This is a genomic window from Egicoccus halophilus (assembly GCF_004300825.1).
Lineage (GTDB): Bacteria > Actinomycetota > Nitriliruptoria > Nitriliruptorales > Nitriliruptoraceae > Egicoccus > Egicoccus halophilus.
Map to the genome: position 1 here is coordinate 2254007 of NZ_CP036250.1, position 12845 is coordinate 2266851.

General features: G+C 73.0%; 14 protein-coding genes and 1 pseudogene. 12 read left to right on the forward strand and 3 right to left on the reverse strand.

What is annotated here, in order from left to right:
• Nucleotides 1–81 precede the first annotated feature (81 nt).
• The gene (serC, locus tag ELR47_RS10035) at nt 82–1194 is read left to right on the forward strand and encodes a phosphoserine transaminase (RefSeq protein ID WP_130649776.1); all 1113 of its coding nucleotides are present in this window, start codon (nt 82–84) and stop codon (nt 1192–1194) included.
• On the opposite strand, the gene ELR47_RS10040 is transcribed toward serC, so the two are convergent.
• Both ELR47_RS10040 and ELR47_RS10045 read right to left on the reverse strand, forming a co-directional pair.
• Nucleotides 1152–1694, reverse strand: coding sequence for a small multi-drug export protein (locus ELR47_RS10040; RefSeq protein WP_130649777.1), 543 nt, complete (start codon nt 1692–1694; stop codon nt 1152–1154). The genes serC and ELR47_RS10040 overlap by 43 nt on opposite strands.
• Nucleotides 1691–2233 carry a TetR/AcrR family transcriptional regulator gene (locus ELR47_RS10045; protein WP_130649778.1) on the reverse strand — a complete coding sequence of 181 codons (543 nt, stop codon included), beginning with the start codon at nt 2231–2233 and terminating at the stop codon, nt 1691–1693. The genes ELR47_RS10040 and ELR47_RS10045 overlap by 4 nt, the downstream gene beginning before the upstream one ends.
• Nucleotides 2234–2421: 188 nt before the next feature.
• Here ELR47_RS10045 and ELR47_RS18890 point away from each other — a divergent pair.
• Together ELR47_RS18890 and ELR47_RS10055 are read left to right on the forward strand one after the other, a co-directional pair.
• A pseudogene (locus ELR47_RS18890) lies at nt 2422–3329 on the forward strand (aminotransferase class III-fold pyridoxal phosphate-dependent enzyme).
• 80 nt (nt 3330–3409) lie between these two features.
• Entirely contained in the window at nt 3410–4960 is a 1551-nt protein-coding gene (locus tag ELR47_RS10055; RefSeq protein ID WP_130649779.1) for an aldehyde dehydrogenase family protein, read from the forward strand.
• A 100-nt stretch (nt 4961–5060) separates the two neighbouring features.
• Here ELR47_RS10055 and ELR47_RS10060 read toward each other — a convergent pair whose 3' ends face one another.
• A complete protein-coding gene (locus ELR47_RS10060) occupies nt 5061–5957 on the reverse strand; it encodes a PAC2 family protein (protein WP_165403988.1) in 897 nt (298 codons plus the stop codon).
• A gap of 127 nt (nt 5958–6084) precedes the next feature.
• On the opposite strand from ELR47_RS10060, the gene ELR47_RS10065 reads away from it, so the two are divergent.
• The 9 genes from ELR47_RS10065 to ELR47_RS10100 all read left to right on the forward strand — a co-directional run bounded on the left by ELR47_RS10065 (nt 6085) and on the right by ELR47_RS10100 (nt 12747).
• Entirely contained in the window at nt 6085–7302 is a 1218-nt protein-coding gene (locus ELR47_RS10065) for a class I SAM-dependent methyltransferase (protein ID WP_165403989.1), read from the forward strand.
• Between the two features lie 85 nt (nt 7303–7387).
• Nucleotides 7388–7651, forward strand: a complete 264-nt coding sequence (locus ELR47_RS10070) for a hypothetical protein (RefSeq protein WP_130649782.1) — start codon at nt 7388–7390, stop codon at nt 7649–7651.
• Nucleotides 7652–7688: 37 nt separating this feature from the next.
• Nucleotides 7689–8363 (forward strand): ribonuclease H family protein, encoded by a 675-nt coding sequence (locus tag ELR47_RS10075; protein ID WP_130649783.1) that lies wholly within the window; start codon nt 7689–7691, stop codon nt 8361–8363.
• A gap of 62 nt (nt 8364–8425) precedes the next feature.
• Nucleotides 8426–9028, forward strand: coding sequence for a helix-turn-helix domain-containing protein (locus tag ELR47_RS10080; RefSeq protein ID WP_205745183.1), 603 nt, complete (start codon nt 8426–8428; stop codon nt 9026–9028).
• A 99-nt stretch (nt 9029–9127) separates the two neighbouring features.
• Complete coding sequence (locus tag ELR47_RS10085; RefSeq protein ID WP_130649784.1) at nt 9128–10114, forward strand: ATP-binding cassette domain-containing protein; 987 nt, start codon at nt 9128–9130, stop codon at nt 10112–10114.
• Nucleotides 10111–10923, forward strand: a complete 813-nt coding sequence (locus tag ELR47_RS10090) for an ABC transporter permease (protein ID WP_130649785.1) — start codon at nt 10111–10113, stop codon at nt 10921–10923. Before ELR47_RS10085 ends, ELR47_RS10090 begins: the two co-directional genes overlap by 4 nt.
• A 171-nt stretch (nt 10924–11094) precedes the next feature.
• Entirely contained in the window at nt 11095–11370 is a 276-nt protein-coding gene (locus ELR47_RS10095; protein ID WP_205745184.1) for a GlsB/YeaQ/YmgE family stress response membrane protein, read from the forward strand.
• Nucleotides 11371–11399: 29 nt separating this feature from the next.
• Nucleotides 11400–11531, forward strand: coding sequence for a hypothetical protein (locus tag ELR47_RS19120; protein ID WP_268234446.1), 132 nt, complete (start codon nt 11400–11402; stop codon nt 11529–11531).
• A 238-nt stretch (nt 11532–11769) separates the two neighbouring features.
• Complete coding sequence (locus ELR47_RS10100; RefSeq protein WP_130649786.1) at nt 11770–12747, forward strand: S16 family serine protease; 978 nt, start codon at nt 11770–11772, stop codon at nt 12745–12747.
• Nucleotides 12748–12845: the final 98 nt, after the last annotated feature.

Genomic DNA, 12845 nt, shown 5'->3' on the forward strand with positions numbered 1-12845 from the left:
CTGCCGAGGCGACGTGTCGTCGTCCCCCGCGGCCGGGCTCCGGCCGTGCTCCCGCTTGTCGCTCCCGAGTCGAGGCCCTGCATGACCGATCTCGTCCTGCCCGCCGACCTGTTGCCCGCCGACGGACGCTTCGGCTGCGGACCCTCGAAGGTGCGGCCCGAGGCCGTGGCGCGGCTCGCCGAGGTCGGTGACCAGCTGCTGGGCACCTCGCACCGCCAACCGCGCGTCAAGGACCAGGTGCGACGACTGCAGGAAGGGCTCGCCCGTCTGTTCGGTCTGCCCGACGGCTACGAGGTCCTGCTCGCCGTGGGCGGCGCCACCGCCTTCTGGGAGGCGGCCGCGTTCGGGCTGGTGCAGCAACGCTCCCGCCACTACGTCTTCGGCGAGTTCAGCAGCAAGTTCGCCGCGGCGACCGCGGCGGCACCCTGGCTCGAGACACCGGACGTGGTCAAGGCCGATGCCGGGACCGTGCCATCGGCCTCGCCGGCCGAGGGATGTGACGTCCAGGCCTTCACCCACAACGAGACCTCCACCGGGGTGATGCAGCAGCCACAGCGGGTCGACGACGCGCTGGTGCTCGTCGATGCGACCTCGGGGGCCGGCGGGCTGCCCGTCGACCTGTCACAGACCGACGTCTACTACTTCAGCCTGCAGAAGGGCTTCGCCTCCGAAGGTGGCCTCGTCGCGGCGATCGTCTCGCCCGCCGCCGCCGAGCGCATCGCCGGCATCGCCGAGAGCGACCGCTACGTGCCGACCTTCCTCGACCTCGCCACGGCGCTGGACAACAGCCGCAAGCACCAGACCTACAACACCCCGTCGGTGTCGACCGTGTTCCTCGCCGCCGAGCAGGTCGACTGGATGAACGACACCTTCGGCGGGCTCGACGGGGTCGTCGCCGAACAGCGGCGCAAGGCCGAGGCCATCTACGGGTGGGCCGAGGCGCGCGACTGGGCGTCGCCGTTCGTCGTCGATCCCGACGCCCGCTCGCTGGTGGTCGCCACGATCGATCTCGACGAGGCGGTCAGTGCCGACCAGGTCAACGCCGTGCTGCGGGCCAACGGGGTGCTCGACACCGACGCCTACCGCAAGCTGGGACGCAACCAGCTGCGGGTCGGGATGTTCCCGGCCGTCGACACCGCCGACGTCGAGGCCTACACGGCCTGCGTCGACCACATCGTCGAGAAGTTGGCCTGACCCACGCCGGGCAAGGACGGCAGCGACTCGCGGTCGACGAGGGTCTCGAGTCCCAGTTCGGTGGCGACGGCGGCCAGGACGGCCCAGACGGCCAGGCCGGCCACGAGCCAGACGGCGGTCGGACGCCGCCGCGCACCGGCGGCCAGCGCCACCACGGCCGCGACGTGCACTCCGGTCAGCAGCGGACCGACCGCCGCCAGCCCCGGGAGCCCGTACCGCTCGAACAGCTGTCGGGCGCGGCCAATGCGTCCGCCACCGTCGTCCTCGGGAGCGGTGGGACGGGCGTCGTCCCGGCCGCGGCGGGCACGCCACCACGCCCGTAGACGGTCGCCGCCGAACACCAGCGGCAGCAGCGTCGCGGCGTTGCCGGCCGCCGCCACCACGACGACCGGCACCGTGGGCAACCCGGCCACGATCCCGGCCGGGACGACCAGCAGGACCTCGAGCCAGGGGATCGCGGCCGCGACGAACACTCCGAGGTAGACCAGCAGGGTGCTCATCGCGGCGCGTCCTCGTCGACGAGGGCGTGCAGGCGTGCGCGCAGGTGGTCGACCGAGCCCTGCCGGGCGACCCCGTCGATCGCGCCCACGGTCCACCAGCCGTCGCAGGCGAAGCGGACCAACGCGGCCGTGGAGTCCGAGAGGCCCGACGCGAGCAGACGGTCGTGCCAGTCGGCCATCCGCCTGGCGCACCGGGCCATGACGTCGGTGTCCCGATCGCTGACGGCCAGCAGCGCCACGGCGAGGTCCGGCTGCGACACCGCGACGTCGAAGGTCGCGTCGACGTAGGCACGTGCCCAGGCAGCGGGGTCCTCGTCCTGCGCGGCGCGGCGGTCGACCTCGGCCTCGAAGACGTCGAGGACCTCGTCGACCAGGCCGGTCACCAGCGCCGCCTTGGTGGGGAAGTGGTAGAGCACCCCGCCCTTGCTCGAGCCAGCCTCGCCGGCCACCGCGTCGAGGGTCAGCGCGCCGGCGCCGGCGCGCCGGACGACGCGCGCGGCGGCCGACAACAGACGGGGACGCATGCTCGGGCGGGGCACGCACGGCTCCTGGACGTTGACGGAACGGCAAACTGTACCGACCGGACGGTGCAGGAACGGCCCCCATGGCCACGGGCGCCGGCAGGACCGCCGGGGGCGTGCGCCTATCGGTCGACGGGGCCGGTGCCCGCCGACACCCGCGGCGGTCGGGTCTAGCGTCCCCCGCGGGTGAGACGGGAGGACGTGCCATGATCACGCCCGCACAGGTGCAGGACACGCTGCGACGTCATCTGCTCGTGGACGGCTACGACTTCGTGCTCGACCTCGACGCCAGTCGGGGATCGACCCTGGTCGACGCGCGCACCGGCACGCCTCCTGGCCCCGCATCGACACGCCGGGCGCTGGCGTTCCCGCTCGCGGTCAACGAAGCGGCCAACCGGGCTGCCGAGGACGCCGCCCTGCACCAGGCCCGCGACGCCTTCGCCGCCGCACCGCACGACATCGCCTGCGTGCTGGTCGAACCGATCCAGGGCGAGGGCGGCGACCGGCACCTCTCCGCCCGGTTCCTGCAGGAGCTGCAGGCGCTCGCCCACGCCAACGACGCCCTGTTCGTGTGCGACGAGGTCCAGACCGGCGTCGGCCTCACCGGCACCCCATGGGCCTACCAGCAACTCGGGCTGACCCCCGACGTGGTCGCGTTCGGCAAGAAGACGCACGTGTGCGGGATCATGGCCGGTGGCCGGCTCGACGAGGTTCCCGACCACGTGTTCGCGACCTCGTCGCGTCTCAACTCCACGTTCGGTGGCGGTCTGGTGGACCTCGTGCGTGCCACGATCATGCTCGACGTCATCGAGCGCGACGGACTGATCGAGCGCGCCGCCAAGCTCGGCGAGGTGCTGCTCGCCGGCTCTTCCGACTCCAGCAGCGCCACCCGATGGTCAGCGGCGTCCGTGGCCGCGGCCTGATGTGCGCCCTCGACCTGCCCGACACCGCGACGCGCGACGCCGTCACCGCCCGGCTGTTCCGCGACGAGCACGTCTTCCTGCTCGGCTGCGGCTCCCGCACGCTGCGCTTCCGCCCCACCCTGACCGTCACCGAGGACGATCTCGAACAGGCGGTCGGCGCGCTCGACCGCGTGCTCACCAGCCTCTGCTGACCCGAGCCGACGGCCCGAGCACGGCCGCCGACTCCCGACGCCTGCCCGACGAACACCGCCGAGACAAGGACGTGCCCGACATGGCCACCCCCGAGGACCTCGCCTCCCGCATCGACGGCCGCGCCGTCGACGGCGGAGCGACCGTCGACCTGCGCAACCCCGCCGACCTCGACGACGTCGTCGGTCGCGTGCGCCTCGCCGACGCCGACACGTTCCTGCGTGCCGCCGAGGCGGCCGCGGCCGCCCAGACCGGATGGGCCGCCACGCCGGCACCGATCCGCGGGGTCGCCATCGGGGACCTCGGCCGCATCGTGGCCAACAACAAGGAGGCGCTCGCGCGCCTGGTGACCCGCGAGATCGGCAAGCCGTACGCCGAGGCGCTCGGCGAGGTGCAGGAGGTGATCGACACCTGCGTGTTCTTCGCCTCGGAAGGGCGGCGGCTGTACGGACAGACCGTCCCGAGCGAAATGCCCGACAAGCAGCTGTTCACCTTCCGCGAGCCGGTCGGCACGATGGCCGTCATCACGGCCGGCAACTTCCCGATCGCGGTGCCGTCCTGGTACCTGGTGCCCGCCCTGCTCGCCGGCAACACCGTGGTGTGGAAGCCGGCCGAGTACGCCCCGGCCATCGCCGACGCCTTCGTGCGCTGCATCGAGGCGGCCGGCATCCCCGCCGGGGTGGTCCAGCTCGTGGTCGCCGACGGCGAGCAGACCGCCAAGGGCCTCGAGCTCGCGCTCGAGGCGGGCCACCTGCACAAGGTCGGCTTCACCGGCTCGTCCCCGGTCGGCCGCGAGATCGCCGCCATGTGCGGCCGCCACCTCGTCACCCCCACGCTCGAGCTCGGCGGCAAGAACCCGCTGGTCGTTCTGCCCGACGCGAACCTCGACCTCGCCGTCGAAGGGGCGCTGTTCTCCGGGTTCGGCACCGCCGGGCAGCGGTGCACCTCGCTCGGCGTCGCGATCGTGCACGCCTCCGTCCACGACGAGTTCCTGCGCCGGTTCACCGCCGCCGTCGAGGGCGTCGCGGTCGGCGACCCGTTCCAGCCGGTGCTCTACGGGCCGATGATCTCGCAGAAGTTCGCCGACGGGTTCGAGCGCTGGCTCGACCAGATCCAGCCGCACCACCGCACCGCCGGTTCGTCGGGCCTCGGGCGCATCACCGCCGACAACCCCCGCGACGGCTTCGTCGGCGACCCCGAGCGCGGCATCTTCGAACACCCGGTGATCGTCGACGGCGTGACCGCCGACGACGCCCTCTACCAGCACGAGACCTTCGGACCGATCGTCCCGGTCGCCACCTTCGACGACTTCGACCAGGCCATCGCGCTCGCCAACGGGCACGGCTACGGGCTCTCGTCGGCGATCTACACCACCGACCCGTCGGCGGCGTTCCGCTTCCGCGAACAGGTGTCGGCCGGCATGGTCAGCGTCAACAACTCGACCTCGGGAGCCGAGGCACACCTGCCCTTCGGCGGCAACGGCAAGTCCGGCAACGGCGCCCGCCAGTCCGGGATCTGGATGCTCGACCAGGTCACGCGTTGGCAGTCGATGAACTGGGACTTCAGCGGCAAGCTGCAGAAGGCCCAGATGGACGTCGTCGAGATCGAGGCCGACCTCGACTTCACGCTCTGATCCGGTCCCGCCCGCCCGCCACGCGGTCCCGCTCGCTGCGCTCGCTCGTTGCCACACCGTCGATCCCGCCCCGCCGGCAGGCGCGGGGCGGACGGTCAACTCAGGCGCGACCGCGCAGGAAGCGTTCGATCTCGGCCGCGAGTTCGTCCGCCGAGGGCACCTGCACCTCGTCGAGCTGGTGCCTGCCGGCGTCGACGTCGGCGAGGCGCTCCGCCTCGAGCTCGGCGTCGTAGAGCCGCTCGAGCTGACGGACGTGCTCGGTGACCTCGTCCGAGGACGCGGCCGCCAGGTCCAGCTTCGCCCGGTTGTCCTCGGCCGCCTCGTCGAAGGCGGACAGATCCACCGGGGTGCCGAGATAGCCGGTGAACCGTTCCAGCAGGGCGCGCGCCCCCTCCGGATAGTCCCCGGCGATGTAGTGCGGGATGCGGGCCCACAGACCCACCGTGGTGATCCCCGCATCGGCGAGCAACGCCTCCATGGCGGACTGGCACGAGGCGGGCACGACCAGCTGCTCGTGGGCACGTCCCATCCGGTCGAGCAGACCCGTGTCGTTCGAGGTCACCAGCAGCTGCACCGGACGGGTGTGCGGGATCGGTCCGGGCACGGCGCCCAGGCCGACGTAGCGCGTGGCACCGAAGCGGCGGGCCAGCGCGAGCAGGTCGCGTCCGAGTCGCTGCCAGCCGAGGTCCGGTTCCTGCCCGGTCACCAGCAGCAGGGCCGGCCCACTGGTGGGACGCAGCGCCTCCACGGTCAACTCCGGCCACACGGGGCTGGCGAGTTGACCGCGGTCGATCGCCAGCTGCGGGCGGCGGTCGCGGTAGTCGTACAACGCATCGCTGTCGAAGGTGCCGATGCGTTGCGGTTCGGCCACCTCCCGCAGGGCGTCCGCCGCGGCGGTGCCGCCCTCACCGGCGTCGGTCCAGCCGTCCAGGGACAGCACCAGGACCGGGTCCGGGCCCAGGTCGAGCCCGTCTGCGTCGAGTCGTAGGAGTTCCATGCCGTCACCGTAGCCGGCAGCCTCCACCGGCTGACCGTCACCTTGCGTCCCTCTGCCGCAACCACGGCTGTGCGACCCTGCCGGGGAGGCATCCGACGCCGCCGGCAGGACCAAGGACATCACCGCTGTGAGCGAACTCGACGAGACCACCGCACGCTGGTTGGTCGCCGACGGTCGGGAGGCGGTCGACGCGGTCACGGCCGCCCTCGACGCGGGCGAGGACGAACTGCGCGTGCTCGAGCGGCTGCGGGGCAGCGGGCTCGACGCCGCACGGACCGCCGCGGTGCTCGGCGCCGCCGGGGCCCGGCGGCGGGCACGTGGGCGCTGGCCCGACGCCGAGCGGTTGTTGTTCACCCGCGAGGCGCTCGAGCAGGCCAGCGACCCGCAGGTCAGCGACTGGCGGACGCGACGGCTGGCTGGTCGCGTCGTCTGGGACCTGTGCGCGGGCTGCGGCGGGGACACGCTGGCCGCGGCCCGCCACGGTGCAGCGGTCACGGCCGTCGACCGCGACGCCGGCCGACTGGTGCTGCTGGCCCACAACGCGGCGGTGACCGGGGTCGAGGTGGAACTGCGGCGTGCCGACGTCCTCGACGTGGACGTACCCGCGGGTGCGCTCGTCCACGTCGATCCGGGGCGTCGGCGCGAGGGCCGGCGGGTGCGTCGGCTCGCCGAGCATCTGCCACCCGTCGGCGCCGTCTGGGCCGCCCACGGGCGAGACCGCGGGATCGCGGTCGTGCTGTCCCCGGCGGTCGCGCTCGACGACCCGGACCTGCCGACCGCGGCCGAACTCGAGTTCGTGCAGGTCGGCGACGACCTGCGCGAGGCGGTGGCGTGGGGCCACGAACTGCGCTCGCCCGGGGTGCGCGCACGGGCCACGCTGCTGCCGGAGGGCCACACCCGCGTGCGGACAGGGGGAGCCCGCAGCCGGCGACCGGTCGGCCCACCCGGCGCGTTCCTCGTCGAGGTCGCCCCGGCCGCGGTGCGTGCCCGGCTGCACGATCAGATCGGTGCGGAGATCGGGGCACACCGGCTCGCCGACGGGCGGGCACTGCTGACCTCCGACGAGCTGCCCCCCGCCAGCCCCTGGTACCGCGTCCGTCCCGTCCATGCCGTCCTGCCTGTCCGCCCCAAGGTGGTGCGCCGGTGGCTACGGGAGGCGGACCCCGACGTGGTCGAACTCGTCGCACACGGCCTGCCCCTGGACGTCGGCGCGTGGTGGCGCGCGCTGGGGCGGCCACCGCGCGGTCCGGCGGGCTGGCGTATCGAACTGGTGCGCACGGACGACGGGGGACGCGTACTGGTGACGCGGGCTGCCGCCGGGTCCGCAGCCCGGACAGTAGGTTGACGGACCCGGTGACCCCGATGGCGTCCCGGTCCTTGGTCCGCGCCAGCTGCGTCGGAGGGCCGGGCAGGGCAGGTAGGCTGGAGCCATGGACGAGACGACGTTTCCCGCTGGCGGCACCGCACTCGCGGACGTGCCGCCCCGCCGCTCCTGCACGCGCTGCGATGGTGAGCAGCACCTGATCGGGGGCATGACCGGCCTCGGCAAGTACCGCTGCGAACAGTGCGAGATGGCGGTGGGCTTCGACCTCGAAGCCGAGCCGTCGGAGTTCCTGCTCGACCGGGGACTTCCCAGCCGTTACACCAAGGACGTGTTCGGCTCGCGGCTCACGGTCCCGGAGCAGCGGCTGTAGACCGGCCGGGTTCCGGACGCCACTAAGCTGTCAGGTCATGGCCGATTCCTCCCTGACCTGCACCGCCTGTGGCGAAGGCTTCACGCCGTCGCCCGACCTGCTGGAGCGCTTCCCGGGCTGGACACCCAGTCAGTGCCCGCGGTGCTACCGCGGTGCGCGTCGGCGTACCGGCAAGGGCGCCGGTGGCCCGGCGGCCCGTGGTGGGGGATCGGCGTCGTCGCGCGCGGGTGAGCAGGCGCTGACCCTGGCCGAGGTGCTGGCCCGCTACGACGGTGGGCCGGACACGGGCGTGTTCACCGACGGCGCTGCCAGCCCGAACCCCGGACCCGGTGGTTGGGGCGCCGTCTACGTCGTCGACGGCGAGGTGATCGCGACCGACCGTGGTGCCGAGGCGCACACGACCAACAACCGCATGGAACTCACGGCCCTGCTGCACGGCGTCGAGCTGGTACCGGCCGGCACCCCGGCCGTGGTGTACTCGGACTCGAACCTCGCCGTGCGCACGGTCAACGAGTGGGCCGCCGGGTGGGCGGCGCGTGGCTGGCGGCGCAAGACCGGGCCGGTCGAGAACCTGGACCTCGTGCAGCCGCTGTACGAAGCGGTCCGCGCCCGGCCCGAACTCGAACTGCGCTGGATCAAGGCGCACGCGGGCAACCGGTGGAACGAGTACGCCGACAGTCTCGCGACCGCGTACGCCCGCGAGCAGCTCTGAGTCGAAGAGCGGCACACGTCCAGCCCGCCACCGTCCGCCGACCGACCGACGGAAGGACGCACGTGCACGAGGATCGGCCACACGACCCGGACGCCGACCACGGCGCCGAACAGTTGCGCGCACGCGTCGCGGCCACCGTCCGCGAACTACGGACCCGTTCCGGTCGCAGCCTCGCGGACGTCTCCGGTGCGGCCGGGATCGGCAAGTCGACCCTGCACGCCATCGAGGCCGGGGACGCCAATCCGGGCATCGAGACCCTGTGGGCGCTCGCCCGGGCCCTGGGCGTCCCCTTCGGCGCCCTGCTCGAGCCGCAGCTGCCGGCCGTCCGGGTGCTGCGCGCCGCCGATGCCCCCCGGCTGCGCAGCGAGCGGTCCAACCTCGAGGCACGGGTCCTGCTGAGCACCAGTCAGCTCGCGCGGGTGGAGTTGTCGGTCCTGGAGCTGGACCCGGCCGGTCCCGGCGACCCGGACGGCAACGCCGATCCACACACGGCCGGCACCGTGGAACACGTCCTGGTGACCTCGGGCCGGCTACGGGTCGGCCCGGTCGACGCGCTGGTCGACCTCGAGGTCGGCGACCTGGCCACCTTCCCCGGGGACGTCGCCCACCGCTACGAAGCCCGTTCGGCCGGGACCCGGGCGGTGCTCCTCGTCGAATACACCTGAGGTCGCCACACCTGCCTGCGCACCACCACCGCCCCGCACCACCGCATTCTCCGCTTCCGGCGCGTTGCTGGACGCGCCCCCCCGGTTCCAGGAGTCGACATGCCTGCCACACCTGCCGTGCGTGTCGAAGCCATGCGCAAACGCTTCGCGGGACACGACGCGCTGGCCGGCGTCGACCTCGAACTCGCCGAGGGGGAGGTGCTGGGTCTGCTCGGCCCCAACGGCGCCGGCAAGACCACCCTCGTGCGCGTCCTGGCGACCCTGCTCCCGCCCGACGACGGTCGCGCCGAGGTGTTCGGACACGACGTCGTCACGCAGGCGGCGCAGGTGCGGCGCATCATCGGCCTCACCGGACAGTACGCGGCCGTCGACGGCCTGCTCACGGGACGCGAGAACCTGCGCATGTTCGGCGAGCTGTTCCATCTGTCCGCACGGGACGCCCGTCGCCGCGCGGACGAACTGCTCGACCGCTTCGAGCTCGCCGCGGCCGCCGACCGCCCCGCCCGCACCTACTCCGGCGGCATGCGCCGGCGCCTCGACCTCGCCTCCAGCCTGCTCGTGCGGCCGCGTCTGCTGTTCCTCGACGAGCCGACCACCGGCCTCGACCCCCGCAGCCGCAACGCCATCTGGGACGCGACCCGGGAACTGGTGGCGGCCGGTACCACCCTGCTGCTGACGACGCAGTACCTCGAGGAGGCCGACGTGCTCGCCGACCGCATCGCCGTGATCGACGCCGGCCGGATCATCGCGCAAGGGACCGGTGACCAGCTCAAGGACCGCATCGGCGGGCAGGTCGTCGACGTGCTGCTCGCGAGCGAGGAGCACGTCGACGCCGCGCTGCGGGCCCTCCCCGACGCGGAGCCGACGTCCGGGACCCGCCGGCTGGTAGTGCACGTGGGCGACGACGACGCGCTCGAGGTGGTCGCCAGGGTGGCGCGCCGGCTCCGCGAACAGGGCGTCGACGTGCGCGACCTCGGACTGCGCCGCCCCACGCTCGACGACGTCTTCCTGGAGCTGACCGGGAACGACCCGCCCGACCGGACCGGGCCTCCGGTCGGCGCGGACGACACGGAGCCGGCCCGATGAGCGCCGCGGAGCACGACGCCGTCCCCGTCGAGCGTCACCGCGTGCTGTTGGCCGCCCGTGACGCCTGGACGCTGACCAAGCGCAACCTGCGGCACTTCCAGCGCAAGCCCCGGCTGCTGGTGTTCTCGACCATCCAGCCGATCATGTTCGTGGTGCTGTTCTCGGCCGTCTTCGGTGGTGTCGCCGGTGATGCGCTGCCCGGGGACGTCAGCTACCTCGACTTCCTGCTGCCGGGCATCTTCGTGCAGTCGGCGGCGTTCCGTTCCACCCAGACCGCGGTCGGACTCGCCGAGGACCTCGAGCAGGGCGTCATCGACCGGTTCCGGTCGATGCCGATGTCCCGGCAGGCCGTGCTGGCCGGGCGCACCTTCGCGGACCTGACCCGCAACCTGGCCGTGCTGCTGCTGATGACCGCGGTCGGCTACCTGCTGGGCTTCCGGTTCACGCAGGGGCTGTTGGCCGCACTCGGGGCGCTGGCCGTCGTCGGGCTGTTCGGCTTCGTCCTGAGCTGGATCTTCACCTACGTGGCCTTGGCCGTGCCCGGCGCGGAGGCCGCCCAGACGGCGGGCTTCGTCACCGTGTTCCCGTTGGTGTTCGCCAGTTCGATCTTCGTCCCGGTCGAGACCATGCCGGACTGGTTGCGTGGGTTCGCGGCCAACAGTCCGGTGACGGTGACCGCGGACGCGGCCCGGGCACTGTCCATCGGCGGTCCGACCCTGCGGCCGGTGCTGCTGACCCTGGCATGGGCGACGGCGATCCTCGCCATCGCCGTTCCGGCCTCCGTACGTCGCTACCGACGCATTTCCTAGGAGGCCACGGTGGTCCACCGGTCGGGGTGGTGGTCGCCCGTCGCTGGTGACCGTCCGGCCCTCGGGTTCGCCGGGACCGGCCAACGGACAGGAGACGACGCTGGTCGCCGGCCCGATCGCGACGGAATCTGTTCGCCACGCGGAGGAACCCAGACGTAAGGAGCGCACGCCATGATGGGCATCATCGCCTTTCTCCTCATCGGCATCATCGCCGGCTACCTCGGTCGGCTGATCATGCCGGGCAAGCAGAAGATGGGCTTCGTCGGCACCGCCGTCCTCGGCATGGTGGGATCGGTCGTCGGTGGTGTGCTCGGCTCGCTGATCACCGGGGACGGACTGCAGCTCGGCGCCGCGGGCATCCTGGGGTCGATCATCGGCGTCCTCATCGTGCTGTTCATCGTCGACCGCACCGGCTCGCGAGACAGCACCGGCGCCCGACGCACCTGAGTCAGATCCACCCCGTCGAAGGAGACGCGATGTCCGAGCACCCGCAGCCGACGGACGAGGAGCACGACGGCCAGCCGGCTCCCGAAACGCAGCCCGACGACTACACCGCCCAGCCTGGCGAGGACAGCGGTGGTCCGGCACCGGACCACGACGACCGCTGAGACGGCGAGGTTCCCGAGGAGGACCGTCCCACGGGGGGCGGTCCTCCTCGGTGTCGGTCGACGTGCGCCGTCCGGACCCTGCGACCGGGGTAGGAGGTGGTTCCCCCCGTGCGGCCCGCGCGACACCGCAACACCTGTCCTGTGCTTCCGCTGAGATCGGCCGTCCGGACACTGGCCGCTGGCTAGCGTGCCGAGCGGTCGGCGGCGGGTCGGCTGCGGCGGGAAGGACCGGGACGGCATGCGGGTCGAACGGGTACCACGCCGGCGCATGCGCGCCACCAAGCTGCTGATCCTGGCCGCGGCGGTGCTGCTCGCGCCCGTGCCGTGGGTCCACCTGGTCGACGACAGCCCTCCGGGCAACGCCTGGCGGCTCGACGGCCGACTGGTGGTGCAGGGACGCCTCGTCGACCCGCCCGGACGCTGGTCGTGGCTGACGGTCGGGCGGCCGCCGATGGCGGTCGAGGTGCTGGCCGACCGCCTCGTCGACACCGGCCACACCCGCGACATGCGCGCCGCCGCCGACGCGCAACGCCCACGGGTGAACGAGCCCGCCGCGGTGGCCGTCGGCCTGTCGCGTGCCGGTCGCGACATCGCCTTCGGCCTGCTGGTCGAAGCCGTGGGACCGACGCAGGGCTACCTGCCCGACCAGCTCGTCGTCACCCGGATGAACGGGGTCGACCTCGTCGACCGTGCGGCGTGGCAGGAGGCGGTGGGCAAGGCGCAGCGGCCGGTGGTCTTCTCCGGAGCCGACGGACGGACCTACGCCGCGCCAGGGCCGTTGCTGCCGTTCGAGCAGATCCACGTGGTCGACCTGGCTCCCGGCGATCTCGACGCCGCGATCGGCGGCCAGCTCGCGAGCCTCGCGCCGGTGGGGTGGTTCCGTGACCTCGCGCTCGGCCGCTCACACGGCCTGATGATCGCGCTGATGAGCTACGCCGACGCCTCAGGGCACGATCTCGCGCACGGCCGGCACGTGGCCGGCACCGGGGGTATCCGTGGTGACGGGACGGTCACCCGGATCGGCGGACTGGAGGCCAAGGCGACCGCGGCACGCAACCGTGGCGCGGACGTGCTGCTGTTCCCGGCGGCGCAGGCGCACGAGTTGGCCGACTTCGCCTCGGGCCGCATGCGGCTGCTACCGGTCGAGACGATCGACGACGCCATCCGGCTCCTCGACGCCTCGGGTGCCGCCACGCCCGGTCTGCCGGTGAACTGAGCGCGCTTGTCGGTCACCGGCGCGGCCAGCTTGAGCCGGTGCGCGGGCAGACCCCACCGCCGCGTTCGACGCTCCGGTCCCGTGCGGCCGGTGCCGAA